This is a genomic window from Streptomyces sp. NPDC012825 (genome assembly GCF_042900925.1).
Taxonomy (GTDB): Bacteria; Actinomycetota; Actinomycetes; order Streptomycetales; family Streptomycetaceae; genus Streptomyces.
The window spans coordinates 24,089-49,871 of sequence record NZ_JBIBBZ010000017.1 but is presented as its reverse complement, the minus strand read 5'-3'; the positions used below and the strand labels follow the sequence as shown (position 1 = coordinate 49,871).

Annotated in this window: 25 protein-coding genes and 4 pseudogenes; 9 read left to right on the top strand and 20 right to left on the bottom strand. The window is 69.1% G+C overall.

The annotated features are described in order from the left end of the window. Positions 1-23: 23 nt before the first annotated feature. Together ACFY7E_RS26900 and ACFY7E_RS26895 are read left to right on the top strand one after the other, a co-directional pair. Positions 24-305, top strand: a pseudogene (locus ACFY7E_RS26900) (transposase); the annotation flags it as partial. Between the two features lie 44 nt (positions 306-349). Continuing rightward, a protein-coding gene (locus ACFY7E_RS26895) for an IS5 family transposase (RefSeq protein ID WP_389489259.1) occupies positions 350-1,146 on the top strand; the annotation gives its coding sequence in 2 pieces (ribosomal slippage) (positions 350-686 and positions 686-1,146; 798 coding nt in all). A 162-nt stretch (positions 1,147-1,308) separates the two neighbouring features. On the opposite strand, the gene ACFY7E_RS26890 is transcribed toward ACFY7E_RS26895, so the two are convergent. The 6 genes and pseudogenes from ACFY7E_RS26890 to ACFY7E_RS26865 form a co-directional block, all read right to left on the bottom strand. Then, positions 1,309-2,025 (bottom strand): helix-turn-helix domain containing protein, encoded by a 717-nt coding sequence (locus tag ACFY7E_RS26890; RefSeq protein WP_389489124.1) that lies wholly within the window; start codon positions 2,023-2,025, stop codon positions 1,309-1,311. After that, positions 2,025-4,174: pseudogene (locus ACFY7E_RS26885) on the bottom strand (hypothetical protein). The gene ACFY7E_RS26890 and the pseudogene ACFY7E_RS26885 overlap by 1 nt, the downstream one beginning before the upstream one ends. Further along, the gene (locus ACFY7E_RS26880) at positions 4,174-4,794 is read right to left on the bottom strand and encodes a helix-turn-helix domain-containing protein (protein WP_389489122.1); all 621 of its coding nucleotides are present in this window, start codon (positions 4,792-4,794) and stop codon (positions 4,174-4,176) included. The pseudogene ACFY7E_RS26885 and the gene ACFY7E_RS26880 overlap by 1 nt, the downstream one beginning before the upstream one ends. Positions 4,795-5,101: 307 nt before the next feature. Further along, positions 5,102-5,910, bottom strand: a protein-coding gene (locus ACFY7E_RS26875) for an IS5 family transposase (RefSeq protein WP_389489120.1) whose coding sequence is annotated in 2 segments (ribosomal slippage) — positions 5,102-5,571 and positions 5,571-5,910 — 810 coding nt in all. Because the reading frame shifts where the segments join, the coding sequence is not laid out codon by codon here. Between the two features lie 643 nt (positions 5,911-6,553). Further along, positions 6,554-6,847, bottom strand: a complete 294-nt coding sequence (locus tag ACFY7E_RS26870; protein ID WP_389489119.1) for a hypothetical protein — start codon at positions 6,845-6,847, stop codon at positions 6,554-6,556. 356 nt (positions 6,848-7,203) lie between these two features. Then, positions 7,204-8,505 (bottom strand): PP2C family protein-serine/threonine phosphatase, encoded by a 1,302-nt coding sequence (locus ACFY7E_RS26865; protein ID WP_389489117.1) that lies wholly within the window; start codon positions 8,503-8,505, stop codon positions 7,204-7,206. Positions 8,506-9,224: 719 nt separating this feature from the next. On the opposite strand from ACFY7E_RS26865, the gene ACFY7E_RS26860 reads away from it, so the two are divergent. Further along, entirely contained in the window at positions 9,225-9,545 is a 321-nt protein-coding gene (locus ACFY7E_RS26860; protein ID WP_389489115.1) for a hypothetical protein, read from the top strand. Between the two features lie 276 nt (positions 9,546-9,821). Here the strand turns inward: ACFY7E_RS26860 and ACFY7E_RS26855 are convergent, their stop codons facing one another. From ACFY7E_RS26855 to ACFY7E_RS26845, 3 genes are all read right to left on the bottom strand, one after another. Then, entirely contained in the window at positions 9,822-10,118 is a 297-nt protein-coding gene (locus ACFY7E_RS26855; RefSeq protein ID WP_389489112.1) for a hypothetical protein, read from the bottom strand. Between the two features lie 282 nt (positions 10,119-10,400). Continuing rightward, positions 10,401-11,036 carry a sortase domain-bontaining protein gene (locus tag ACFY7E_RS26850; RefSeq protein ID WP_389489110.1) on the bottom strand — a complete coding sequence of 212 codons (636 nt, stop codon included), beginning with the start codon at positions 11,034-11,036 and terminating at the stop codon, positions 10,401-10,403. A 15-nt stretch (positions 11,037-11,051) separates the two neighbouring features. Beyond that, on the bottom strand, positions 11,052-11,819 hold the full coding sequence (locus ACFY7E_RS26845; RefSeq protein WP_389489106.1) for a hypothetical protein: 768 nt from the start codon (positions 11,817-11,819) through the stop codon (positions 11,052-11,054). Between the two features lie 50 nt (positions 11,820-11,869). Between ACFY7E_RS26845 and ACFY7E_RS26840 the strand changes: the two genes are divergently transcribed. After that, positions 11,870-12,310 (top strand): STAS domain-containing protein, encoded by a 441-nt coding sequence (locus ACFY7E_RS26840; protein WP_389489103.1) that lies wholly within the window; start codon positions 11,870-11,872, stop codon positions 12,308-12,310. A gap of 61 nt (positions 12,311-12,371) precedes the next feature. Here the strand turns inward: ACFY7E_RS26840 and ACFY7E_RS26835 are convergent, their stop codons facing one another. The 5 genes from ACFY7E_RS26835 to ACFY7E_RS26815 form a co-directional block, all read right to left on the bottom strand. Beyond that, on the bottom strand, positions 12,372-12,818 hold the full coding sequence (locus ACFY7E_RS26835) for a hypothetical protein (RefSeq protein ID WP_389489100.1): 447 nt from the start codon (positions 12,816-12,818) through the stop codon (positions 12,372-12,374). A gap of 17 nt (positions 12,819-12,835) precedes the next feature. Then, positions 12,836-13,153 carry a hypothetical protein gene (locus tag ACFY7E_RS26830; protein ID WP_389489098.1) on the bottom strand — a complete coding sequence of 106 codons (318 nt, stop codon included), beginning with the start codon at positions 13,151-13,153 and terminating at the stop codon, positions 12,836-12,838. Between the two features lie 91 nt (positions 13,154-13,244). After that, complete coding sequence (locus ACFY7E_RS26825) at positions 13,245-13,859, bottom strand: class F sortase (protein WP_389489256.1); 615 nt, start codon at positions 13,857-13,859, stop codon at positions 13,245-13,247. Positions 13,860-14,088: 229 nt separating this feature from the next. Beyond that, complete coding sequence (locus tag ACFY7E_RS26820) at positions 14,089-14,862, bottom strand: hypothetical protein (protein WP_389489096.1); 774 nt, start codon at positions 14,860-14,862, stop codon at positions 14,089-14,091. Between the two features lie 515 nt (positions 14,863-15,377). Beyond that, positions 15,378-16,262, bottom strand: a complete 885-nt coding sequence (locus tag ACFY7E_RS26815) for a DUF4394 domain-containing protein (protein WP_389489093.1) — start codon at positions 16,260-16,262, stop codon at positions 15,378-15,380. Between the two features lie 646 nt (positions 16,263-16,908). Here ACFY7E_RS26815 and ACFY7E_RS26810 point away from each other — a divergent pair. Beyond that, positions 16,909-17,958, top strand: a complete 1,050-nt coding sequence (locus ACFY7E_RS26810; protein WP_389489091.1) for an LPXTG cell wall anchor domain-containing protein — start codon at positions 16,909-16,911, stop codon at positions 17,956-17,958. 728 nt (positions 17,959-18,686) lie between these two features. Here ACFY7E_RS26810 and ACFY7E_RS26805 read toward each other — a convergent pair. The 3 genes and pseudogenes from ACFY7E_RS26805 to ACFY7E_RS26795 form a co-directional block, all read right to left on the bottom strand. After that, positions 18,687-19,577: pseudogene (locus ACFY7E_RS26805) on the bottom strand (DUF4394 domain-containing protein); the annotation flags it as partial. Between the two features lie 213 nt (positions 19,578-19,790). Then, positions 19,791-20,009: pseudogene (locus tag ACFY7E_RS26800) on the bottom strand (transposase); the annotation flags it as partial. Between the two features lie 80 nt (positions 20,010-20,089). Then, positions 20,090-21,247 (bottom strand): FAD-dependent monooxygenase, encoded by a 1,158-nt coding sequence (locus tag ACFY7E_RS26795; RefSeq protein WP_389489089.1) that lies wholly within the window; start codon positions 21,245-21,247, stop codon positions 20,090-20,092. Between the two features lie 72 nt (positions 21,248-21,319). Between ACFY7E_RS26795 and ACFY7E_RS26790 the strand changes: the two genes are divergently transcribed. From ACFY7E_RS26790 to ACFY7E_RS26775, 4 genes are all read left to right on the top strand, one after another. Beyond that, positions 21,320-21,877, top strand: coding sequence for a TetR/AcrR family transcriptional regulator (locus ACFY7E_RS26790; RefSeq protein ID WP_389489087.1), 558 nt, complete (start codon positions 21,320-21,322; stop codon positions 21,875-21,877). 141 nt (positions 21,878-22,018) lie between these two features. Continuing rightward, the gene (locus ACFY7E_RS26785) at positions 22,019-22,327 is read left to right on the top strand and encodes a helix-turn-helix domain-containing protein (RefSeq protein WP_389489085.1); all 309 of its coding nucleotides are present in this window, start codon (positions 22,019-22,021) and stop codon (positions 22,325-22,327) included. Between the two features lie 3 nt (positions 22,328-22,330). Beyond that, a complete protein-coding gene (locus ACFY7E_RS26780) occupies positions 22,331-22,522 on the top strand; it encodes a winged helix-turn-helix domain-containing protein (protein WP_389489254.1) in 192 nt (63 codons plus the stop codon). Continuing rightward, positions 22,519-23,082, top strand: a complete 564-nt coding sequence (locus ACFY7E_RS26775) for a transposase (protein WP_389489083.1) — start codon at positions 22,519-22,521, stop codon at positions 23,080-23,082. Before ACFY7E_RS26780 ends, ACFY7E_RS26775 begins: the two co-directional genes overlap by 4 nt. Before the next feature lie 195 nt (positions 23,083-23,277). On the opposite strand, the gene ACFY7E_RS26770 is transcribed toward ACFY7E_RS26775, so the two are convergent. The 3 genes from ACFY7E_RS26770 to ACFY7E_RS26760 all read right to left on the bottom strand — a co-directional run bounded on the left by ACFY7E_RS26770 (position 23,278) and on the right by ACFY7E_RS26760 (position 25,172). After that, on the bottom strand, positions 23,278-23,571 hold the full coding sequence (locus tag ACFY7E_RS26770) for a chaplin (RefSeq protein WP_389489079.1): 294 nt from the start codon (positions 23,569-23,571) through the stop codon (positions 23,278-23,280). A 398-nt stretch (positions 23,572-23,969) separates the two neighbouring features. Then, on the bottom strand, positions 23,970-24,272 hold the full coding sequence (locus tag ACFY7E_RS26765) for a hypothetical protein (protein WP_389489076.1): 303 nt from the start codon (positions 24,270-24,272) through the stop codon (positions 23,970-23,972). 72 nt (positions 24,273-24,344) lie between these two features. Next, complete coding sequence (locus tag ACFY7E_RS26760) at positions 24,345-25,172, bottom strand: replication-relaxation family protein (RefSeq protein ID WP_389489074.1); 828 nt, start codon at positions 25,170-25,172, stop codon at positions 24,345-24,347. Positions 25,173-25,783 lie beyond the last annotated feature (611 nt).

The following is a 25,783-nucleotide window of genomic DNA, read 5'->3' as shown; positions in this document are numbered from 1 at the left end:
TCCCGATCAAGGAAGATGCACCGATGACCAGTGAGAACGTGACCGAGGCCGGGACCGTCGAGCTTGCGGAGCCGAAGTCGTCGAAGGCGGTGGATGACCGGCTGATCGACGAGTTGGTCTCCCGGGCTCAGGCCGAGGGCCTGCAGCTGACCGGTGAGGGCGGGCTGCTGCAGCAGCTGACGAAGCGGCTGCTGGAGTCCGCCCTGGAGGGCGAGATCACCGACCATCTCGGTTATGACAGGTACGATCCGGCAGGGAAGAACGGCGGCAACAGCCGCAACGGCACCCGTGCGAAGACCGTCCTAGAAGTCATCTCATTTGGGTTGTTCGATAGTCTGACGTCGTGGGGATCGTTGAGCGTCTTGTGCCGGATGAGCTGTGGGAGCTGTTCGAGCGGGTGGTGCCGCCTGCTCCGTCTCGGCCGCAGGGTGGCGGTCGCCGTCGGTACGGAGACCGTGAGGTGTTGGCTGCGATCATCTTCGTGGCCACGTCAGGGTGTACATGGCGGCAGTTGCCTCCGTCGTTCGGGCCTTCGGGACCCACGGCTCACCGCCGGTTCGCCGAGTGGAGCAAAGCACGGGTATGGGCCAAGCTGCACCGTCTGGTCCTGGACGAGCTGGGCAGGCGGGGCGAGCTGGACTGGTCCCGCTGTGCGATCGACTCGGTGAACATGCGGGCCCTGAAGGGGGGGAGCTGACAGGTCCGAATCCTGTCGACCGGGGCAAGAAAGGATCGAAGATCCACTTGATCACGGAGCGTACGGGTCTGCCCCTCTCGATCGGGATCTCCGGTGCCAACCTCCACGACAGTCAGGCCCTCGAGCCCCTCGTCCGCGGTATCCCGCCGATCCGATCCCGCCGCGGCCCGCGACGGCGGCGCCCCGCCAAACTCCACGCAGACAAGGGCTACGACTACGACCACCTGCGGCGATGGCTACGCCGACGTGGGATCGCCCACCGGATCGCCCGCAAGGGCATCGAGTCGTCCAGGCGGCTGGGCCGACACCGCTGGACCATCGAACGCACCATGTCCTGGCTCGCCGGCTGCCGCCGACTCCATCGACGCTACGAGCGCAAAGCCAGTCACTTCCTGGCCTTCACCGCCATCGCCTGCACCCTCATCTGCTATCGCCGCCTAGCCAAATGAGACGATCTCTAAGAGGCGCGCTTTCCGGGCCCCATGAAAACGGGCCAAGGGGAAGAAGCCTCTAATAGCTCCCATAACGGCTAGCCGGTGGGCCCCCGGGATCTGGGCGTCACGGTGCACAGGAGGCGCGGATCGCTCTGCCGGGAGCAGGCTTGCTACGACCTATGGGCGGGGTCGCCAGGTGCGGAGCTCAAGGTGGAGGATGTTCGCGTCGGAGTGGATACGTCCGGTTTCGACGAGCCACTGGTGAATGGCGGCGGTGACATCTCCTGCGGCCTGGTCGGTGCGGCGGGCGAAGTCGGTCGCGTCGAAGCCGCCGGTGGCGGAGGAGCCGTAAGAGCGTTCCTCGGTGTGGTCTGCCCGTTGGACGATGTCGCGGCGGATGCCAGGTGAGTCGGTGCGGCTGCCGGAGGGATGGACGAAGGCGGTCCTGGCCAGGCGGACGGTGAAGGCGATGCGGAGCCTGTGCCGGGCGGCTTCGGCGATCAGGGTGCGCAGGCGGGTGGAACCGGAGGCGATGGCCTGGGCTCCGGCGCGGCCGGTGCCGGTTCCGGCGGGCGTGATGAGGACCGCTTTGGTCCGTACCCGGGCGCGGGTTCCGGAGGCGGTGGTGCGGCGGGTGATGTGCGGGGCGGCGATGGCGGCAAGTTCGGCGGTGTCGGTGATACCCGCGGTCTGGACGGCGGTTAGGACGTGGGTGAGGGCGGGGACGAAGGCGGCGCCTTTGTGGCGTGTGTAGAACTGGGAGACCAGGGAGGGGTCCCGGCCGATGATGCGGGCGATGTCGCGCTTGGTGAATCCGGCTGCCTGGAGCTGGTCGGCGAGCTGGGCTGCCTCGTTCAGTTGCGGCTCGGAGGTGGGGCGTCGGCTGGGGGGCATCAGGCCTCCCCGGGCGTGGCGGCTGCGGTCTTGTGAAGGGCGGCGCGGCCGGCGTCGCGCAGGGTGAGGAGTTCGTCCTCGGTGGCGGGTGCGGGCAGGGGGCCGGTGAGGTGGCCCTTGTGGAGGTAGTCGCCGGGCTGGCTGTGGTAGGGCCAGGGCTGGGGGGTGGTGAGGTAGACGGCGTCGGTGCGGAAGGCGATGACGCTGCCGGGCGGGGCGTGGAGGGCTCCGGCGTAGGTGTTGTCGTCGCGGTGGCGCTGGGAGAGCAGGGCGGCGCGGGCGCCGGACCAGATCGTGGCGGCCCATTCGGGGTGGGCGTTGGGGTCGCGGGTGAAGCCGGTGGGGCGCTGCCAGGTGATCTGCTCGTTGGTGAAGCCGATGATTTCGGCGTCGGCGGGGACGTCGTGCTCGTGGGTGCGGGGGGTGGTGCCGGTGACCATGCGGGGGCGCTGGGCGAAGGAGCCGATGCCGTAGAGGAGGAGGGAGCGGACGGCGCGGGATGCGAGGCGGGCGGCGTGGCGCTGGTTGGGGTCGCCGTGGAGGCCGGCCTGGGCGGCGAGTGCGGACCAGGCTTCCTTGAGCTTCTTGGCCCAGTCGTCGAGGGGTTTGCCGTCGTCGAAGAGCAGGCCGTCGAGGATTTCGATGCGCCAGGGCTGGATCGGGTTGGTCAGCGCGGTGTGGATCTCGGGTCCGCCGGCCCAGGTGGTGAAGGTGGTGCCGGGCTTGGCGGGGTAGTGCCAGGCGCGGTCGCCGGGGGCGGGTGCGGGCAGGATGCCGACGTGGTTCCAGGTGTCGGGGACGGTGACACGGACGTGCCAGTGGCCGCAGCCGTAGAGGGCCTTGATCTGTTCCTTCTCGCTCCAGGAGGCGAACGGGGCGGCGGTGATGCGGCGGGGGGTGCCGACGGGTGATTTCCAGGTGTGCTTGGCGTAGGCGAAGGTGCGGTCGTACTCGATCAGGGCGGGTAGCTGGTCGGGGACGGCGGGCGGGGTGATTAGTTCGGTGCGGCCCTGGCCGGCGGTGGCGTGGAGCAGGCTGCGGAGTTCTTCGGACAGCACGGGATAGCCGTCGGCGTACTGGCCGCGAGTGGGGATGGTGCGGGTCCACAGGTCACGGCCGGTCTGGGACGGGGAGCCCATGAGGACGGCGTCGTTCCAGTGGGCGCGCAGGGTCTTCCAGAGAAGGACGAACGCGTCACGGACGACGGCGGGGTCGGCGCCTTCGGGGTCGAACCACTCCCCCACCGAGCGGATCTCGACGTGGAACCGGCCGTTGTCACTCTGGTAGCGGCCGACGGGGTTGCGGGGGTGGACGAAGTGGCCGGCCATCTTGTCCTTGCCGCGGCCGGTGTCGGTGCGCCAGCCGGGAATGGGGGCGTTCAGCCAGGCTGCGGCCGCGTCCTTGAGGAAGGGGTGACGGTCGGCCTGGTGGTGCCAAGGGTCGCCTGCGGTGATGAAGATCCGCTCGGTGCCCTCCGGGATGGCGTGGAAGACGGCCTGGAGAATCGTGGCGGCCGATGCGTCGGGGAGGTTCAGGCGCAGGGTCTGGTCGCGGTGGACCAGGATCCCGGTAGCAGTGTCGAGGAAGACGGTCGAGCGGGCCTGCTGGGTGAAGTTCGGGTGAGTGGAGGCGAGGTTCGAGGTATGGGCAAACCAGCGGTTGCCTTGGGGCCTTGAGGGATCGAGGGCAGTTCTCGCCCGTACCCGGCTGTGGGGGTGTTGTTCGCGGGCTCCGGCGAGGGCACAGCAGTCGCCTCCAGTGCGGCAGGGGTGGTTGCCGTCGGTGCCGCGGGCGTCGCAGGGCGCTCAAGAGGTGTGGTGGCCTCGTCGAGGCGGGTCGCGTGGGCAGGAACGTTGATTTCGGCCTGCTGGCCAGAGGCGGCAGGAAGCGGAGTCTCCCCGTCAGGTTGGGCTCCGGGGGCGGTGAGGTGCTCGGGGGCGAGGACAGGGGCGATCTGGACGATGTCGGCGAGGCTGAGGCCCGCAGCCGGAGCGATGCGTTCGGCGTTGGCCTTCTCGTAGGCGGCGAGCGTGCGGATCCTCTTGTCACGGGCGGCTTCGAGCCTGGCCAGAGCGGCGCGGGCCTTCTTGATCTCATCCCGGTCCGCGCGGAGTTCGGCGAGGACAGCGTTGTAGGTCTTGGTGTCCATCACGGTCCCTCGGGGTCGGGGTGGTGGGTGGAGACGTAGGCGATCGGGCCTCCGGATTCGGAGGGCAGGCGGGCCGCGAGCAGCAGTTCGGCAGCGGCGCGGTCTTCGCCGGTGGTCGCTGTGATGCGGATGCGGGGGCTGACCAGGTCGGTGACGTAGCCGGCGAGCTGCATGCCGGGGAAGCGGTGGCGTCCTCGGTCGTTGCTCTCCCAGTGCTGCAGGCCAGTGAGGACGGCCACGACGTATCCGGCGACGGTGACGGGAAGCACGCGACCCGCGGCAATGCTGGGGGCGTCACATCGCCACCAGCCGGTGAGCCGGTCCAGCACGGCTCGTTCGTCCAGGTCGGCCGAGAATCCGGATCCCGGGCCGTCGTCGGGTGCCTGCTGACTGTCCGACGGTTTGGCCGGCTCGACGCGCAGGACCGCAATCTCGCGAGCGGCAAGGTGGTGCAGCGGGGCATGGCTCCGTGCGGCCAGCGCCTGGACCGCTTCCAGTGGCACGACGACCCGCACGCCCCGGGACGTCGTTCCGGGGATCAGGTTCGCGCGGGTGAGGCGGCGGAATGTGGTGATGGCCATGCCGAGCTCGTTGGCGGCCTGCCCTGTTGTCAGAAGCACGCTCCACCCTCCTTCATGCTCGATCAGATATCTGATTTAGCGCATACTTTAGCGGATGACGGAGCATCGCCTGCAACCAGCGGCCGTCAGCATGTCAGCGTCTCAGAGCCGAGCGCCGCCGCCGGGCGCTGCGGGGTGACCGTGCCCGGCGAACAGGGCGGGCCAGCCAGCGCTTTCCCGTTCACCGGCATGCGAACTTGAGTGTCTGATTGGGTGCGATCTGCGTCGGCTGCAAAGGGGTCCGCCCCTGTTGAGCGCGGGCTCCGTCCGCAGTGCGCAAGGGCATGGCAGCGGCTTACTGATCGTTTCAGAATGATTGCGAGAGCCGCCGCAGGTAGATGATCGAGCAGGCCAGTTCGAGGAGTCCCTGGTGAAGGTCTGCCCGGTGCTCGTAGCGGATGCGCAGGCGCTTGAACTGGTGCAGCCAGGCAAACGCGCGCTCCACGACCCAGCGCACTTTGCCGAGTCCGGAGCCGTGAGCGATACCGCGTCGGGCGATCATTGGCTTGATGCCGCGCTTCCATAGCTGACGGCGGTACTTGTCGAAGTCGTAGCCCCGGTCGGCGTACAGGCGCCGAGGCCGGTGGCGGGGCCGACCTCGCAGGCCCCGGATCGGCGGGACCGCATCAAGCAGCGGCAGGAGCTGGGTGACGTCATGTCGGTTGCCGCCGGTGAGCGTGACGGCCAGCGGGGTGCCGTTGCGGTCGACGATCAGGTGATGCTTTGAGCCGGGGCGGGCGCGGTCGACCGGCGAGGGACCGACGTGATCCCCCCTTTCAAGGCTCGGACGTGTGAGCCGTCGACAACACAGTCGTCCAGGTCCAGCAGGTTCGCCCGCCGGAGCTCGGTCAGCAGGGCGGCGTGCAGTCGGGGCCACACGCCAGCTTCGGTCCAGTCCCGCAGCCTGCGCCAGGCCGTGATTCCGGAGCAGCCCACGGTCTCTGCCGGCACGTCGCGCCAGGCAACGCCGGTCCGCAGCACGTACAGCACGCCTGCGAGCGCTGTCCGGTCGGGAATGCGCAGACGCCCAGGATGGCGACGACGACGCTCGGGAAGGGGCGGCAGCAACGGCGCGATGCGCTCCCACAGGGCATCCGGAACAAGATCAGCACGCATCCGCACAGCCTGCCGACCAAGATCGTCAGATGCAAGATCGCGGACTCACTGAAGCCATCGATAGGATCAGCCGGTGGTTTGGTTCTGGCAGGATCGACATACTGCCGACGCTGCTTTCGCCGCAGCCTGCACCGCAATCGGTCACGGCCCCGACGAGCGTCACGAGGAAGCTGCTGGTACAGCCTTCTGGTGGACTAGCAGCCTTCCTGCGTGGCCTCACGGGGTGATCGTGTTCTGGCGGCATGGTCGGGACTGGCGGTTCATTCCCCTGGATCGTGATGAGAACCCAGTCCGGGGCGGCGCTGAACGACTCTCCTGGCCGGCCGAGCTGCCGCCAGACGAGGCTGCCCAGCGGGTTGCAGAACTGCTCGGGCAGGACCCCTAACGTGAGCCTGAGGTGGGCACAGCTGTCATTCTGAAACGATCAGTTAACCGCACCGCCGACGTCGACGCCCTCCCCGACGCGCACCCCGAGGTCGACTGAGAGGAACTCCGCCGCGTCGAAAAGGGCCGGCGCTCGCCGCTCGCCGCACTGCGCCCAAAGACGAAGGCGAAGGCGCCGTCGGTGTAGGGGCCGGGCAGGCGAAAGGGGCGGCCGCCCGGGGTTCCCGGGTGGCCACCCCTTGTTGGTGTGCCGGTCGGGTCAGGCGGGGGTGGAGGAGGTCAGGACGGGGTGGTCGATGTGGTGGTGCTCGATGTCGACGCCGTACGCGCCGCCCCACGCCTCCCAGACGAGCCGGCCGACCGTCTCCGCCGCCGCGACACTCCTGTGACGGCCTCCCTGGCACGCCACCGTGAGGCGGACCAGGCGGCCGACGGGGACTTCGTCGGCCAGGGCGCGAAGCTGGACGGCGGTCCGGTTGATCAGGGTCAGGGCGCCGGGGGTCTTCAGGACGTGGGCGTAGACGTCGTCGTCCAGGCCGGTGCGATAGCGCATCGTCGGCCGGATTGCGCAGGACACGGCTGAGGTCGAGGTAGAAACCGGTGTCGACGAGGGCATGGGCACCTTCGTGACGGATACCGATCGAGGAGATGACAGCGGCGACCAGGCCGCGCCCGGGAAGGTGTGTGGTCTGCATGTCCCCCAGCCTCGTCCGGCTTCAACGCCTCCGGAAGGAATTGTCCGTTGCCTCCGAGAATACGCAACGAGCAACGAGACGCGGCGTATCGGGGTGTGGGTGCGGGCGAGTCAGCCACGGACGGGCCCAGTTCGTCCAGTTTGCGCGGCTCGCTCAAAGGCGGGTCATACAGCGTGCGGCCGCCAGATCGGGTGCCAAGTCCGGTGATCCTGCGTCAGGTGTGGTGGTTGGTGGTGGGTGGGGTGCGGACGGCGAGGAGGGCGACGTCGTCGGTGGGGTCGGGGGCGAGGCCGGTGAGGAGTTCGTCGAGGAGGGTGTCGGGTCTTTCGCGGGCGAGGGCGGCGGCGTGCTGGCGCAGGCGGGTCATGCCGTTGCCGAGGTCCTCGCCGCGGCGTTCGACCAGGCCGTCGGTGTAGAGCAGGAGGGTGGAACCCGGTGGCAGGGGCTCTACGGCGCTGGTGCGGGGCAGGGTGGGGGCGACGCCGAGGAGGAGGCTGCGGCCGCCTTCGAGGTAGCGGGTGTCGCCGTCATGGGTGATCAGCAGGGGCGGGGGGTGTCCGGCCGCGGCGTAGTGCAGGTCCCAGGGGCCGTTGTCACGGGTGTGGAAGGTGGCGAAGATGCAGGTGGCGGTGGCGCCGGGATAGAGGGTGTGCTGGGCCAGGTCCAGGCGGTGCAGGATCTTCTCGGGGGGTTCCTGGCGGTCGCAGGCGATGCCGCGGATCATGTTGCGCAGCTGGCTCATGGTGACGGCGGCCTTGAGGTCGTGGCCGGTGACGTCGCCGATGATCAGGGCGTGGTCGCCGCCGGGGAGGTGGAAGGCGTCGTACCAGTCGCCGCCGACCTGGGCGGTGGCGTGGGCCGGGGTGTAGCGGGCGGCGATGGTGAAGGGGGTGATGTCGGGCAGGTCGGGCAGCAGAGAGCGCTGGAGACGTTCGGCGATGCGCTCGGTCTCCCGATGCAGGCGGGCGTTGTCGACGGCCAGGCCGATGCGGTGGGCCAGGTCTTCCACCAGCGCCAGATCGTTCACGTCCAGGGCCGGGCGGTCGCTGCCGCGGGTGAGGGTCAGAGCACCGAGGACTTCCCGCCGGGCACGCACCGGCGCGATCACGGCACTGGCGGCATCCGGTTGCGCGAAGCCGGTCGTCGTCCCCGGGTCCAGGAGGTCTCCGGCCTCCGGCTTTCGTGGAGCGGCGTCAAGAAGGAGCGGGCCGGCACCGTTGAAGACCCGGGCCAGGGGATCTTCGGGATCGTGCGGCGGCGGCCGTCTGCTGTACAGGTCGTGCGCGACGGGCCGGTCGGCGCCCTGGTGGGACACGCACAGGCGCTCCAGCTCACGGTGGTCGGTGAGCAGGTCGACCGTGCACGAGGCGCCGAGCCGGTGGGCGATGATCCGGCACACCCGCCGCACGCCCTCGGGGCCGTCCAGAGTGCTGGCCAGGGCCGTGCTGACGTCGGCCAGCAAGGTCAGGCGGTCCAGTGCCTGCTGGAACACCGGCTCTACGTCATATGCGTCCATCACCGCAGTCTGCCCCCTGATCTGCCTCCTTATCGGTCCTGCCAGCCCTGCAGCCGGTTCGCGTCCAGCGAGTGCTGGCCTGGACAGAAAGACCCGAGATCTGCTCTGGTACCTCGCGGGCAGGAGCGGTCAGCACCCGGCTCTGCCGCACTGGCGACGTCGACGCCCTCGTCGACGCTTCCCCCTGAGACCGGCTGAGAGGAACTCCGCCAGGTCCGGGAAGGCCGGCGCTCACCGCTGCGCCCCAAGCCTGAGGCGGAGGCAATGTGGAAACCGGACAGTGCAGCAACGCGAACGCGACGGGCAACGAGACGCGGCGCACCGGCGAGTGAGGAGCGGCGGCGGAGTGCTGTGCACAGCGAGGGAAGGGGAAACGGCCCGGCGGTACTGCGTCCCAGAGCGCATCTGGGCACCGGGCCTGACCCGTGCACGCCATATCGGCACGGGCTGGCACGGACCCTACCCGTTCCAAAACGGCCGATCGTCATCTTCGCAGCGAGTGCGGTGCCGGTCAGGGGTGCCGCCGCTGTGGTAAAGGCGGCCGGTCCTCTCCGAGGCCGGGCTCGCGCACCTCGCCAGGGCGCGGATCGTACAGCGCACGGCCAGGAGAGTGCATTGCGGCGGCCCTCCGGCCCGAACAGCGTGTCCCGATGTGCGGGTGGAGGCGGGTGCTGGTGGAGTTTGTTGTGTCCCTGACCTCCGTTTCCTGGAGAGAGATCATGCTGTCTTTCCATAAGACCTTCGTGGCCGTCGCCCTGGCCGCCGCCGCGGTGATGACCGGCTCCGATATGGCTTCGGCCGACGACTACTCCGGGCGGGGTGAGGAGCCGATGTACTACGGGCAGTGCAACGCCGCCGTCACGCAGGTCGGCGCGGTGAACGTCAACCAGGGTCCGGTCTGCATCGACTTCGGCCCCCTCTACGAGGAGGACGAGAACAAGGGCGGTGGCAGCGGTGACATGAACTTCAACTGCAACGCCGCCGTCACGCAGGTCGGCTGGGTCAACGTCAACCAGGGTCCGGTCTGCATCAATTTCTGACCCGCGCATTGGCAAGCCGGCTGCTCCGCACCGCCGTCGTGGGCACGCTCGTCGCGGTGAGCCTCGAGGACGATCGAGAACAGCCGCGTGCGATCGGGAAGAGCCGGCATCCGCCTGCTCGCGTCGCAGCGGTCCGCGCAGGAGGCAGCACCGGCACAGAGGCGGATCGGAAGAGGCGGTTGCCCGGGGAGACCCGGGCGGCCGCCTCTTCGCTGCGCCGCGCCCACCCGCTCACGCCATTCGGATTTCCAATCCTGAGCGTGGGATGTCTGGGTTTTATCTGTTGGTCGCCTTGCTCCCTCTGCTTGTGCTCGTGGCGGATCTCTGTGTCTGTCTGCCTGCCAGGGCCGCTGCAGCGAGAGTGGCGGCCAGGAATTCGGAGGTGATGGAGGCAAGTCCAAGGGGTTCGGTCCAGTTTCCTACGTCGTCAGCGATCTGCGGGAGTGGGGTCAGCCGGGATACCAGGTAGGCGAGGACGGCGGCCACGGTCACCACTACAACGGCTGTCCAGACCAGCACGGTGTCGTACCGCAACAGCATCGGAGCCAGGCCGAAGCACACGACGGTCAGCACGATGAACAGGATCCCGATGTAGGGGGCTTCCTTGAGGTGGCCGGGAGTGACGGGGATGTGGACGATGCCCGCGATCAGCAGCAGTGCAGCGGCCGGGAACCGTACTGGGTGGCGAAGCGGTGTGTGCCGTGAGCGTGACCGCGGGGAGGGCGCGGAAGTATGTCGAGCCATGGCGTCTCCAGGGTGCTTGGCCGCAAGAGGCTCACGGACGGCGGCTGCAGCAGGTGGCGCGTGTGGCGCCATCCGTGCGCGTGACGGCAGAAGGCATCCAGGTGGCTGGCCTCATGAGGGGATGAGTCGTGCGGTGATGACGAGGTTGGATCGGTAGGTGCGGGAGGTGCTGTCCCAGTCGGCGCAGGTGATCAGCGTCAGGGTCGCGGTGGTGGTGGGGCCGTAGACGTGTCGGGAGGGGAAGGCGTTCTTCGCCCAGACCTCCATGCCGGTGACGGTGAAGCGGGCGGCGCTGCCGTCGCGGCGGCTGACCGTGAGGGGGAAGCCCTTGCGCAAGGCTCCCAGCGCGTAGAAGGCGGCGGGGCCCGCGCCGGAGTCGACGTGGCCGACGGCGATCGCGTTGCCTCTCTCGCCCGGTGTGACGGATCCGGTGTACCAGCCGGCGTGATCGGGGTCTGCGGGCAGAGCGATGGAACCGTCGGCGGCCCGGGTGACCCTCTCAACCTGGGTGCGCAGGCCGATCCTCGGACTGCTGATGGCGACAGGTTCCGAACGGGGCAGGGCCGCATTGTGCGGTTGCGGGGACTGGCGCTCTTGGACGGGTGCGGTGCGGGCGCTGGGGGGCGGGGCCGGGGGTGGCTGCGGCGCGGTCATGGCGGCGGCGAGGAGTGCGAGTGCGCCGGTGGTGAAGGCGGTGGCCGCCGCGGTGTAGATACCGCGGCGGCCACGGGGCCGGAAGCCGGTCATACGTGCCGGTGCCGGTCAGCTCTGGCGGCTGGAGCGGCGACGCAGGTACAGGGTGCCCACGGCAGCGGCGAGCAGGCCGCCGGCGGCGCCCAGCGCGATGGTGTCACCGTCCTGTGTGCCTCCCATGCCGCCGGCGACTGCTCCGGCGGGGGCCATCTTCAGCGGCCCGCACAGAGCGGGATTGGTGGCCTCGGAGGGCAGCGTGGGGTCGAGGTCGCTGGCGCCCAGCACGTTGTCGTACTTGCCGTTGCCGTTGAAGTCGATGCCGTGCACCACGACGACCGCGTTCTCGGCCCGCAGCTCCTTCGCGGTCTCGTCATCGACGGTGATGGTGCGCTGGTAGGTGTACGAGGAGCCCATGGGGAAGCGCGCGACGGCCAGGGCGGAGTGGTCGGCGCCGGTGTCACCGGAGGTGGTGAGCGAGGCGCCGATCTTGCCGTAGAACGGCAGGCCATCCGTGGTGTTCAGGCTCAGCTGCCCGTTGTGCTTCTTCGCCGCGGACGCCGGCGGGCACTGGCCCTTGGCGCCGATGTGGAAGTGCTGGGCATGCGGTGCGTCCGCCAGCAGGCCCTGGGTCTTGATGGTCACGGTGGCCTGGTTCCCCTTCAGGTGCACCATCGCCGTCCCCGAGCCGGTGACCTTGCTCGTCGGTACCGGGGAGAGCATCGCGTGCAGCTCGTCATCGCCGTGCGCAGTGCCACCCGCGAACGCTACCGGGGCCAGGACCAGTCCGGAGGCTATCGCCGCCAAGGCAACCACCGACGTGGCCGTCGTCTTCTTCATGCGTACTCCAGCTAAGAGTTGGTACCGGCTGCCCCAGAAGCGATGAGGACGTGCGCGCAGAACGCATACCGGTGCTTCACGTGACAGCTTCGACACCTACGCGTGGAACAGCCACCGCAGACAGCCATTCGAGGGAAAGCCCCAGCGGACCACATACAGGCGTGCCCGGTGAAGCACGGCCGACCCAGGGATTCGTCCAGGTCACCAAAGACCTCCTGCCTGCTCACGCCGAAGCCGATCAGCGGCGCGGGCTCCGGCATCTTCGCCAGGACCTCCCACACCCCCGGGTCGTGGCCGACATGCGCCAGGTCACCTTCATGGACTCCACCGGCATCAACATCCTCATCGCCGCCCACCACACCCTCACCCAGGCAGGCGGCTGGCTCCGCCTGGCCGGAACCACCACCGCCGTCATGCGCACCATCGGCATCGTCGGCCTCGACAGCGTCATCGACTGCCGCGAAACCCTCAGCCAGGCCCTGAACGGCTGATACTCCCGCCGCGTGCCGGACGCGGCTGGCACGCGGCGGCGCTGAAGGGCTCGGTTGTCCGTCAGGAGGTGGCGCGACGCAGAGGTTCGAAGGTGGCGCTGGTGGCGAGGGCGTACACACCTTTGTGGAACAGGTCGGTGACCAGTTCCTGTTTCCGCCATTTCCACGGCCAAGGGGCGATACCCAAGCTGCGGTACAGGACAACGTCGCCGCCCCACACGAGACCGTAGAACACGGCGGAGGAGGCCACCGGCCCCAGACCGGTCAGGCCCAGGGCCCCGCGGAGCGCTCCCATGGCAGTGCCGTGAGCCCAGTGCACAGGGGTATTGAGCCACTGCGCAGCCACCTCGTCGTCCTTGCTGCCCGCCACAGCCGCCCCGACCTGGCCGGGAACCGTACTGCTCGCCCTGCCGGTCAGCCGCTGTTCGATCTTCTCCGAGACGGTGAGGACCGCGGTGCCGACCGTACCGGCAGCAAGGCCCAGACCGAGGCTGAATGCGACCTTCATCGTTGCTGCCTCTTCATTTAACGGGGAAGGGTAGGCGGGCCGGGCAGGCAGTGCGCCCTGGAGGCACGGCGGCCGGCGCGGGTGTTCGGGAGCGGGACTTCGTGCTGTCTCCCGCCTGGAACCCGGCGCTCAGCCAGGGCCGCCGCGGCAGTGGCGGCATCCAGGAGAATGCCGAACTCCTCCAGCGCGATGCGGCATACCGTCTCCGCATCGGCAGGATGATCATCGGTGCGGCGGGCGTGGGCGAGCGCGGCAGCGCCGACGGCGAGGAGCTGCTCGCGGCGGGCAGCGTCGGGGTCGTGGAGCGCGGCCAGGATGTGCCGCCACAACATCATTGCCGCCTCCTCTCTCTCACCGGGATCACCGGACCGTGCTCGCCGTCGTTCGCCGCTGCCGGGCCTGGTCACCCTGTCGATGCCGACCGTGTCAGCCGGTGGGTCGCAGGCGGGCGAAGACGACGAGGTTCTCGGTGTAGTCCTTCGCCGTACGGTCGTAGGCGCCCGCGCAGGTGATCAGGCGTACGAGGGCTTCGGAAGTGTCGTCGTAGACGCGCCGGTCGGGAAAGTCGTTCTTGTGGAAGCTTTCCACGGAGTCGACGAGGAAGACCGCGGTGGTGCCGTCGGCGCGTGCGACGTCGAAGGTGTCTCCGGCACCGAGTTCGCCGAGACGGGCGAAGACGGCCGGGGCGGTGGCGGTGTCGAGGTGGCCGGCGATCAAAGCGGTGCCCTGTTCCCCGGGAGAGGTGCCCGAGGCGTGCCAGCCGACCAGGTTGGTGTCATCGGCCGGAGGTGCCTCCAGAGCCCCGGACGGTCCGATCTGCAGGTCAGTGAACGGCGCGTCCACGCCGATCTTGGGAATCCTCAGGCGTAGAGGAGCCGACCGCGGCATCGCCAGGCCGGCCGGTGGGACGGTACTCGGCGAAATCTGGCGTACGGCGTTCGGGGCGGGCGACACGGCAGGCTCAGGTGCGGCCGCCGGTGCGTTCCCGACAGCGGGAACAGCTGTGGGCCGGAGCGGCACGGTGGCATCCTGGGTGAACATCCCCGGGCCGAAGAGGACCAGGAGCACAACCAGCACCAGCGTCCAGAACACCGTGGGTACAACCCACCGCACGGCACGCCGGGGCCTTCCCACAACAGTAGGGTCTGGCCGGGTTCTCACCAGGCACACCTTTCGAACGCGCTCGACAAATCCGGAGCCATTAGGCGGAAAACAGGCGGGACCGGACGCACGGGCTCCCTTCCCGGGAACCCGTGCGTCCGGCCGGGCGTCACGCCGCTGCGCCGGTGGCCTTCTTGCGGCGGTAGAGGACGAACGCGGCCACTCCACCGGCCAGCACCACAGCGCCGGTCACGTTCGTGCCACTGCCCGCGAGGCCGCCACCGCCGGTGTGCATGCCGCCCTTGGGCTTGTCGTGCTCCTTGCCCCAGTCCTTCTCGTGGTCCTTCATCTCCGGCTTGGACTCATGCTCCGGCTTGGACTCGGTCTCCGGCTTGGACCAGTCGTCGGCGTTCACCATCGTGAGCGCGCCACCACCGGTGTGCATGCCGCCCTGGGGCTTGCCGTGATCCTTCTCGTGCTTCTCGCCCTTGTCATGGTCCTTGGACCAGTCGTCGGCGCTTCCCATGGTGAGCGCACCGCCACCGGTGTGCATGCCGCCCTTGGGCTTGTCGTACTCCTTCTCGTCCTTGTCGTGGCTCTTGGACCAGTCGTCGGCGTTCACTGTGGTGAGTGCGCCGCCACCGGTGTGCACACCGCCGTGCGGCTTGCCGTGATCTTTCTCGTCCTTGCCGTGGTCTTTCTCGTCCTTGTCGTGCTCGCCCTTGTCGTGGTCCTTGGACCAGTCATCGCCACCGAGGAGGGACAGGGCGCCGGAGCCGGTGTGCATGCCGCCGTGCGGCTTGTCGTGGTCGCGCTTCTGGCTGTGGGCGGAGTCGTCCTTGGACCAGTCGTCGCCGGTGGCGAGCGCGTACGCGCCGGGCGTGGTGACGGCCAGGGCGGCAGCGGTGGCGGTGGCGGCGAAGAGAATGCGGGCAGAGCGCATCGACGGTTTCCTTCCGTGCGCTGCGTCGGCCGACCTGTTGTCAACTCTTCACACGCAGCGACATGGCTCACCGTCAGCCGACTTCTGCTCGCCTGCCACTTGAGGTGGTGCATCCGGGCAGCTGACGTGGTCCTGCAGAGCCGAAAGGGTGTCAGCAATGCGTTGGTGGCGGTGTCGGCGTACTGCTCCGCCGCGACGGTGACGGGGGGCTCGGGCACCCGCCTGGCAAGGCCAGCGACCTGAGCGCGGTTGGGGCGGTGTCCTTCATCGCACCGGCTCGATGCCGGGGACTTTCGGCACGCTCTGCGGTACTGGCGCAGGCGGTGGGTCCTGCAGGCAGCAGAGCAGTGAGGCCGGCAGCACTCCCTGCCAGCCCAGCAACCGTGTCTCGGGCTGTCCCGGTTCATGGCGTACCTCGAGACCGGGTACGGAAGTGCTCTGCCAGTCGTCGGGCAGCCGGGTACGGGGTGGACCGGTGGCGGAGCGGAGCGGCCCGCCACCGGCGCCTGCACCGGTCAGTGCTGGTCGAGCGGGAGGGCGATGTCGACGACCTGTCGGTCCGCGGGGAAGGAGCCGACGAGGTCGGCGCGCCCGCTGAGGACGTTGACCTGGTAGAAGCGCTGCTTGCCGCCGACCGACAGGGCCGCGAAACCGCGGTTGGTCCCGTTGGAGGGCTTGTAGTAGATGTCGAACCCGGCCGAGGGGCCGGTGTTGACGCCGAGGTTGCCGGTCGGCGCGAGGGTGCCGGCGTTGGCCGGGGACTGCAGCGAGACGCGGTCGTTGGTGGTGTCGATGTCGAACAGCGTGGTCGCCGTCGCCGCGTCGAGGTCGTTGTTCGTGTACGCCGCTCCCGTCACGCCCAGGGCCGTCGAGGGAGGCGTGGTGGGGTTGGTAAGGGTGCCGTCGACGGTGGTGGTCCTGGGGGCGGCGGGGTCGTCGATGTTGTGACGCAGGTTCTGGCCCGTGTCGCTGATGACGCGCAGGCGGTTGGCCGCGGGGTTGAAGTCGACTCCGAAGTACCGGCCCTGGAGGGCGACGGTCAGCTGCGAGACCTTCATGGCCCGGGCGTTCTTGTCGAGGGTGTAGATGCCTCCTCGGTCGCCGACGCCGTACAGCTTGCCGTTCTGGACGCGGAAGTCGATGCCCACCAGCCTGCCGTCGCCCTTGAGGCCGGCGACCTTGCCCAGGGACCAGGTGTCGGCCGGGTCGCGGACGTCGAATCCCACCAGGCGCTGGTCGGAGGTCAGGCCCACGCTGATCAGACCGTGGTGCGCGGCCCGGTCCCGCGGCGCGAACGGGCCAGTGTCACCGCCCTGCGCCGAAGCCATGACGGGAGAGAGCAGGGAAGCGGCCACCGCAGCAGCGGCGACAGCGGTGGTGGCGGCGAGTCGAGTACGCACGAGAGAACTCCGATCGGCGGGCGGCCTGCCTCCTTGATGAGGACAGTCCGCAGATCCTTCGACACCCCGCCCTGCCAAGGATCGGTCTCAAGGACCGTAGCCCCCGGACAGCCCGCAAAAGTCCTACCGCCACGCCCACCCACAGCCCAACCACCGGCCCTGCCCAAAAAAGGTAGAAGACACGGGGCCGTGCGGGCTGTGCGAAGGGTGAGTGGGGCAGAGAACGGATCCGGGGCTCCTGCCCCTTGTTCACCCGCACGACATGATCCGTATCTGGTCCTGCCCGGTGAATCTTGATTGCTTGGACGGTGTCGGCAAGGCGGAGCATGGCGATCAGGAAGCTGGAAGCTGTGTCTCTTCACTTGAGGTGAGCAGGCGTTCTCGTGCCTGCAGGACTGCCGATGATCCGTTCTGGAGGTGCTGCACCGTTCATCCCGTTTAGCCGTCAGCCGATAGTAGCGCGGTGGAGTGTTGCAGGTCACAAGTGCTGACGTGTCGTCACGTGCAACCGTCTCTGTTCCTCGCTGGTCGTCGTTCCCGGTCGCACCGGTGTACCTGGAGGTCTTGCCGGTGCGTCTCCCCCGAACCGTGCCGCCCGTGGCGGCACCCGAACCTCTCTAGGGTTTTCATGAAGCTCCGTCGAGCCATGGCTGTCGCCGCGGCGACAGTCGTCCTCGCCCCTCTCACGCTTCTGTCCGCCACCGCGGCCGTTGCGAGTTCCGGACCGGTCGCCGAAACGACCAGCCCGGCCCCCGAGACTCCTTCAACCACCGAGCAGAGCACCGCCCCGGCCCAGGACACCTCCTCGCCCGCCCCCGAGCAGGAGCAGGAGCAGGAGCAGGAGCAGCCGGCCGCCGCGGGAGACGAGACGGCTCCCGCGCCCGGGCAGAGCACGGCGCCGGGTGCTTCGGCCACTCCCACCCAGGCGGCCGCCACACAGTCCTCCCCCGCCAAGAGCACCAGCGCGCCTTCCCCCTCCGAGACGGTGACCTCCCCCGAGGACATATGCAGCGGGGAAGAGGAGCCGACGGTCGATGAGGACCTGAGCACCGCCCTGTCCGGGCTGCCCTCCCAGGTCGTCGCCGGCAGCGGATTCCACGCGTTCAAGCTCAATGTGATCAACAAGGGTGACAGTGCCTACCAGCGGGTCGACCTCGGCGTCTTCGCCGCCCAGGTCGACGCCGACACCTGGGAGGAGACCACCGGTCACCTCACCTTGCAGTTCAAGAACCCCGACACCAGCCAGTGGAGCGACATCTCTCTCGACGCCGACGACGAGAGTGCCGGTTACCTCGGCTACACCGACGTGCGCGCTAAGGAGGCCCTCTCCATCGACATGCGTCTGAGCGTCGACAAGGAGGCGCCCGCGGGCCTCGGCATGGCCATCACCATCGGCCTGTACGCCGACGACCGGGGCAACTGCGTCTTCGCCGGCGACCAGACGTTCTACGAGTTCGACATCCTCGCCGCCGGCACCGAACCGGACGACTCCAGCGCAGCCGAACCCCAGGAAGGCGGCAAGAAGCCGATCCCGGACAAGCCCGCCGGCAACACCGAACTCAACCCTGACAGCGTCCTCGCCGAAACCGGAGCCGACTCCCAGCTCCCCGTCATTGCCACCATCGGCGGTATCGCGATCCTCGCCGGCACAGGCGTCGTCTTCGCCCTCAAGCGCCGCCGCCCCACCACCGCCTGACCGCATCCCGGCCCCAGCCGGACACCCGAGTGCCTACCGTGCTGCGGCACGGGAGGCACTCGCCGTTGAAACGGTCGTCCTCATGCCCGCCCGACGCGGCAAAAAGAGCGACTCGCTGAAGATCGGTGCCGCGCGAACCGGAGCGGGGCGGCCGGACTGTCTGTATCGCTGTCCGGGAAGTCTGGTACCGGCCCGGGCCGGCCGTGCGGCTGTGCTCGCGGGCGTGCTCCGAACGGGTGTAGACGCCGTAAGAGGGCCATCCGTTGTGTCATGTGCGTCGAATGCGTGGTGTCGACGGCCCGGTAAAGGTGGGGCCGGCGATGACGCGTCACCGTGGCCAGCCCGCCGCCGGTGGCGCGTCTGCCGCATCCGTATCCCTTATGAACGGGGTTACGGGAGGCGGTCTGCCGCAAGAGCTGCTCTCCTCCTGGCAGAGGTGCCGCTCGTGTGGCGCCGTCCAGGTCCCGGGTGTTGTCACTGTCCGGCCGGGATCTGGGCGGCCTTTTCCACCATCGGCCACCAGGCGGCGACCGGGTCGGGCCGGATGGCGGAGGTTGCCGCTACGAGGTGGGGGCGCCGGTGCGGCGCCGGGCGATGACGCGTGCGCCCAGGCCCAGGCCGAGGCCGGCCAGGAGCAGAGCGGTGCCGGCTGTTGCGCCGCCGGTGGGCAGGGTCGAGGCGGCGAGGGCTCCGCCGCCGGTGTTCATGCCGCCGTGCGGCTTGCCGCCGAGCTGGACCGCGAGGTCGGTGACCTGCAGGGCGTGGGGGAAATCGCCCCGGTGGACGGCTTTGCCGGTGAGCAGGTCGATGCCGTAGAGGCGGGCCGCGCCGTCGGTGTGGAGGGTGGCGTAGCCGTGGTTGGTGTTGTGCTTGGGGTCGTAGTGGATGTCGAAGCCGGCCGACGGTCCGGCGTTGACGCCGAGGTTGCCGGTGGGGGCGAGGTTCCCGGCGTTGGCCGGGGACTGCAGGGCGACGCGGTCCTTGGCGGTGTCGATGTCGAACAGGGTGGTCGCCGTGCCGGCCGCGAGGTCGTTGTTGGTGTAGGCGGCACCGGTGACGCCGAGGGCGGTCGGCGTCTGGGTGGAGGGCGGAGTGGCGGGGTTGGTCAGCTTGCCGTCGACCGTCGTGGTGCGCGGGGCGGTCTCGTCGTCGAGGTTGTGGCGCAGGTTCTGCCCGGTGTCGCTGATGACACGCAGCCGGTTGGCGGCCGGGTTGAAGTCCACGCCGAAGTACTCGCCCTCCAGCGCCACGGTCAGCTGGGAGACCTTCGTGGCCTTCGCGGTGTGGGTGTCGAGGGTGTAGACGCCTCCCTTGTCGCCGACTCCGTACAGGTGCCCGTCCTGGACCCGGTAGTCGATGCCGACGACCTTGGCGTCGCCGGACAGGCCGTGCACGTGGCCGAGGGAGCGAGTAGCGCCCGGGTCCCTGGTCGAGAAGGTGACGAGCTTCTGGTCGTGGGTCAGGCCGATCGCGTGCACAGCACCGCTCGTGTCGGCCTCGCCGGCGGCTGCCGTCACGCGGGCGGAAGGGCCGGCCGGCAGGGCGGCTGCGGTGGCCGCGAAGGCCAGCGGGCTCAGGACCACGGCCGCGACGACAGGGGCGAGAACGGGTATGCGCATGACTCTCTCCTACAGGGCTGGGGCCGGCCGGACGCCGGCGTCACCAGCCGACACAAACACCCACCCCGGCCCCGGGCCCGTCCCATACGGCCAAACAGCCCCAACCCGAGAACCGCACGTGTCACCAAGCACGCCAACCGAGTGACACCCTCTCAGCGGGTAAACCCGGTATCCGCTTCACCTGGCCCCTCCGCGCGCCCACACCTCCGGTCCCCCGCTGCACGCAACCCTCCAGGCAACGGTTTCCGTCGGAACGTCGCGCCTGGCGACACCGGTTCGCAGCACGTACAGCACGCCGGCGAGTGCCACTCGACCGAGAACGCGCGGGCGCCCTGGGTAGCGACGTCGTCGTTCGGGAGTGGGTGGCAGCAGCGGGGCCACGCGCTCCCACAGATCGTCCGGAACAAGATCAGTACGCGCCCGGACACCTTGCCCACCATGACCGCCAACGGCAAGACTCGCAGCTTGACTTGGTCCAGAAAGTGCCTGCGAGGTGGCGGACGCGAGCCAGATCAGTTCAGCGACGGCGGGACCCAGGCGTGGTGACGCAGGATCATATGTATGGCGACCCTGGACGGTGTCAGTCGCATCGCCGTGTTCCGCAGGGTGACGGCCAGCGGGTGGGACAGTTGCTGACCCATTTTCCCGGCCTTCCGGGCGGCCACTGCGACCGCCTGGCTCTGCGGCCGGCGCTCGGCGTCGTAGCGGGCGAGTGCGGCCTCGACGGTGGACTCGGCATCGAGGGCGGCGCTCAGAGTGACCGCGTCCTCCAGGGCCTGGCAGGCGCCTTGTCCCAGGTTGGGGGTCATCGCATGGGCCGCGTCGCCGAGCAGCGCGATCCGACCGACCGCGTATGAAGGGAGAGGTGTGCGGAGTTCGTTCACGTCGTGATGCAACACCGCCTCGGGCCGGGTCGCGTCGAGCAGCGCGGGGATTGGGGCGTGCCAGGTGTGGAATCGTCGGCGCAGTTCGGTCAGCGGGTCGGCGAACCGCGTACCGGTGGGGAGGCTGAGGACGGCGTGCCACTCGGCCCTCCCGTCCAGGAGGGCGATGTGTCCGAACTCCGCGCCCCGGCCCCAGGTCAGCTCGAAGTCGGTACGCAGATCGACCGCGTGCTCGGTGATCGCCCGCAACACCGTCGAGCCGCTGTGGACCGGGCCGGGGTGCTCTGGGAAGAGTTGGCTGCGGACTGTGCTGCCGACACCGTCGGCCGCCACTACCAGATCGGCCTCCAGGACCGTGGTGCGGTAGCCGACGTGAACCGTCTCCGGGCCGACCTGCTCGACCGTTGCCGCCTCGGAGCCGATCGCCAGTGCCCTGGCGGGCAATGCTTCGCGTAGCAGTCGGTGCAAGGTGGAACGGGGGATGCCCATGATCGGCGTGCCCACCGCCTTCTCCAGTGCCGAGCCGTCCATCCGGGCAAGCCAGCCACCCCGGGGCGTTCGGGTGCCGCCGCTGTACTGGCCTCGCGACGCGTCCCGAACCGCCCCGCCGACCCCGAGTTCGTCCAATGCCCGCAGGCCGTTGGCAGCCAATGAAATGCCTGCTCCCGCGTCCTCGAGCAGGGACGAACGCTCAAGGACCGTCACGTCCCAGCCGATGCGGTGCAGGCCGATCGCGGCGGCCAGCCCGGCAATTCCCCCTCCGACCACCACTGCCGTGTTGACCATGGCGGAGCCCCCTTCTTCTACACTTGTAGAAAACGACTCTACCCCGAGTCTCTACGGGTGTAGAAAGGGGTCATGGCTTCGGATCGGTGCACCCTTCTTGCAGATGCAGCTCTCGACGTCCTCGCCGAGGAAGGGATGCGCGGCCTGACCCACCGTGCGGTCGACCGCAGAGCAGCCATGCCGCCCGGCACCACCTCGGCCTACTTCCGCACCCGCGCCGCTCTGCTGGTCGGACTCGTCGTCCGCTTGGTCCAACTCGACCAGGCAGAACTTCACACTACGGCCGACGAGTTTCCGCCCCTGCGTACCGTCGAGGAACTGGTGGATGGCATGGTGACGCTCACCCGACAGCGACTCACCGGCGAGGGTCGCCGACGCTCGCTCGCCCGCCACGCGTGCACCGTCGAAAGCGTGCGCGACAAAGAGCTGCGCGAGATCCTCGTGCCCCGGGAGAACGCCGGGCGCGAGGCCGTCCGACTGTTCCTCGTCAAGCACGGCGTGACCGACGCTGAGAACCGCACTCATACTCTGCTGACCTGCATCGACGGGCTGGTCTTCGACCGACTGGTGAACGGCGGCGAAGTGCCGCGCGAAGCCCTCGAAGGACTGGTCGCCGCCGCGCTGCGTTAGGCCCAGGCGTCCCCGGTCCCACTCGAAACAGCTGGCAGCCATAGCCGTCTCCGCTGCCTGCGAACCTCATTCTGAAACGATCAGTTACTGATCTTTTCGTTAGTTCCGTGGGTGTGGCGGCCGTGCTGGTGGGATTCTGGTGTGGTGTCTTTCAAGCCTTTGCCTGTCGTTCCTCCTTTGACGCGGCCGCAGTTGGCCGAGGCCCGGCGTGTGCAGGCGGCCCAGCTGTTCGATCAGGAACGTTCTGGTGCTGAGATCGCGCGGATGCTGGGAGTCAGCCAGGAAAGTGTGCGGCGGTGGAAGCGGGTCTGGGAGGAAGGCGGCGCCGACGGGTTGCGTCGGCGTCCGGCCAGTGGTCGTCCGCCCAAACTGGACGATGTCCAGGTCGAGCAGGTGCGGACCGCGCTGGAGCAGGGCGCCCAGAAGCATGGTTTCGAGGCCGATCTGTAGACCCTGGAACGAGTCGGCCTGGTGGTCGAGCGGGTGACCGGAGTGGTCCTATCGCGGGCCTCGGTGTGGCGGCTGCTGACCGGGCGGCTCGGATGGAGTCTGCAGCGGCCAGAACGGCGGGCGGTCGAGCGAGACGAGTCCGAGATTGCCCGCTGGGTTGCGCACGAGTGGCCGCGGATCAAAAAGGGGCCGTGAACACACGTGCCTGGATCGTGTTCCTCGACGAATCAGGAGTGTCACTACTGCCGCAGGTCCGCCGTACCTACGCGCCTCGCGGCCGCACGCCTCTCCTGCGGTACCGGCTGAATTGGAAGCGGGCCTCGATGGCCGGCGCCCTCGGTTACCACGCCGCCGACCCTGACCGAGGCCCTCGGTTGTGCTTCCACCTCAAGCCCGGCAGCTACGACACCGCCGCCGAGGTCTTGGAACAGATGAAGGTGTTCTACCGCGGGGAGTGGGTGGTGCTGGTCTGGGACGGGCTGTCGGCTCACTGGAGCCGGGCGATGCGTGCCTGGGTCGCCGAGCAGGACTGGCTCACCCTGGAGCGATTACCGGCTTACGCACCCGAGCTCAACCCGGTGGAACTGCTGTGGTCCTCGCTGAAGAAACGCGAGGTCGCCCACCTCGTCGGCGACCACCTCGCCGACGTCGCCGACGCCACCGAACAGGGCATTCGCCGGATCAACACCAACCCTCAACTGCCCTGGTCCTTCATCGCCCACACCGGCCTCACCCTCCACCCATCAACCCCATAGAACTAACGAAAAGATCAGTAAGCGTCGGCGGCGCCCTGGCACGGTCCGGCGACCACATTGGGTAAGCCCGCGGCCTCCCCTGGAGGGAGGGGAGGCCGTTTTGTTCAGGGCGGTTGCCCTGCGGCTGTTTTTTGAAGTTGGCGGATCTGCGGTCGGCATCCTGCTCTCAGCCGGACGGCACAACCGGTGGTGCTGTCAGTGCTCGTCCTTGTACTCGTCCTTGTGCTCGTCCTTGTACTCGTCCTTGAAATCGCCGTTGATGCAGGTGTTGCCGAAGGCCGGGTTGAGGAGGCCGACGACGTTGACGGTGTTGCCGCAGATGTTGATCGGAATGTGAATGGGCACCTGGACGACGTTGCCGGACAGCACGCCGGGAGAGCCCACGGCAGCACCCTCGGCAACGGCGTCAGCGGCGGCCATCCCGGCGCCCCCGGCCACCACGGCACCAGCGGCGAGGGCTACGGCTACCGACTTTGCGAAACGCGACATGAAGATCTCCTTGGAAACTGGACCCGCAGGTAGTGCGGCATGGACACCCCCCCAACAGCACGACCCTCCCCCCGGTCACAGAAGTTAGGCCGAATGGTCGCCTGTCCTTCCCTCCGCCGGCCCCAGCACCGGATGCGACGGAGGTCCTGGCGGCCTGGTCGGCATACGGCTGATGTTCCGTGTAGCACTGCGGGGCACGGCGGGCGCCGTCGCACGGATGAGTACATGCGGTGCGGAACAGGTTGGTCTGGTCATGCCGGTGAGGCCGCCACGACCGTGGTCCCGGCGGTGGCTTCCCTCGAACGTCCGCCTGCGGTGGCCCGGCGTGACCGAAGAGCCGACGCCGTCCGACGCCACGTCCTTCGGTCAGCCCGTCAGGCCCCTCCGGAAAACATCGGTCAGGGCGTGCCGCCGGAGTAGTAGAAGCGACATCTGACGCCGGGCCCAGATGTGCGGGGCTCGCCGGGACGCGGGTCGTACAGCGCACGGCCGCCGGGCCACCGACCGAGCTCGGTGATCAAGGCAACGCCGTCGTCGACCTCCTCGACCCGCCACCCGTGAATGTCCAGCAGCAGGCCGTCCAGTGGGCCGCCGACGAGTTCGGCGTAGGTCCGGCCGGGCTTCGGTCCCGGGCCCGGGTCGGGGTCGTCGTGCTCCGCGCCGTAGACGCGGCCGCGCAGCAGCTGCTCGTCACCGTCCATGCCGGACAGCTTCCCAGCCGTCACCGGCAACGCGGGCTGTCCCCGCGTTGCCGGTGACGGCGGTCTGCCCGGTCAGGTGCGGAAGCGTGAGAGCCAGCCGCCGGTCTTGTGCGCGGCGGCCTGTTCCTCGGCCTCCTGGCGCAGGCGTTCTTGCTCGACCGGCGGGTGCACCCGCTCGTACTCCTCGTCGGGTGCGGACCAGCGGGTGCGCCACAGCGGGCTTTCGAAACCGTCGGTGTCCTTCTCCTTACGCAGGAAGAACCGCAGGTACTTGTCGAACTTCGCGGCGATGAGGGCGGCTTCCTCGGTGCAATTGTCCACCTCGATGAACAGCAGCGGCACCCCCGCCTGCGAGGCGGTCAGGACCATGTCGGCGCGGACGCTGCCGATCGCGGGATTCTTCCAGGTGCCCTTCACCGGGAGCGCGACCTCGGTGGCGTAGGAGGCGAGCGTGCCGATCCCGTCGGACGCGTCGACGGCGGCCTGGGCGGCGGCGACCGCTTCGGCCGGCTCCCCCATGACCTTGTTCAGGTCCGGCTTGGGGCGGATCAGCGCGATGACCGTCTCGTTCACCGTCATCGCATGCGAGGCCCCGGAGCGGCCAGCGCTCTTGGGCATGCCGCCCATCTCCTCCATCTCGCGGTCCAGCTCGATCGCGGCGGCGGCCAGACCGTCCTTGGTGAGCAGCCGGGTCTCCTCACCGCGCCGTGTGCGGCCGCCGTCGATGGCCAGGCCGTGGCGCCGCAGGTCGTTCAGTGCCGCCCGGTGGGAAGCGGTCCGGGCTTCCTTCTGCTTGGCCGGTGTCGGCTTGAGGGTGTGCCGGTAGGTCAGGTGCGGCAGGGACAGCCGCTGGATCTGATCGGCGGTGGCGACCTTCAGCACGCCCAGGACGCGCAGCACATCGGCGCGCAGGTCGTTGCTGGAGCCCGCCTCGTTCTCCTTGCGCTTGCCCGCCGTCAGGCCCGCCCTCCCCGCGCCCGCGACCCGCCGGCAGCCGGACGCCGGTCCCCGGCGGTGGAGGGGTCCGGGCGCCGGGACCCGATGATCTCCCTCCCTGGTGACAACTCATTCAGGTTGTAGGAGAGATAAGAGGGTTGTGACAATGCGGCGCGGGCCTGGAAACCCGTGCTGACAAGGGGAAATGCCGGGTGGGTGGCTGCCGGGCACGCAAGTGGCTTCGGCAGTGGGAACGCAAGCGCCGGCAGCAGCGCCTCACCAGGGCTCGCCCAGCAACCGGAGCCCCGGACACGACCGGGCCAGGCGGCATGAGCGTGAGGGGCCGGACTCCAGGATCGCGGCCGCACGGGGCGGCGGGTAGGGGTGGATCGGTCGGGTACGGACACGGTGTCCTCGTTCCTCCGGCCTGTCGGCCGGGTCGGTGAGCGTCCGGCCCGTACGCGAAGGTGCGCGCGAGCCGGAACCACCGTCGGAAGGACCCCCTTGTCCGCTGTCTGACGCTCCCCGCCGACTGGTGTCCGATTCCTCCTTGACTAGGCCCCTGTCGTGCAGGT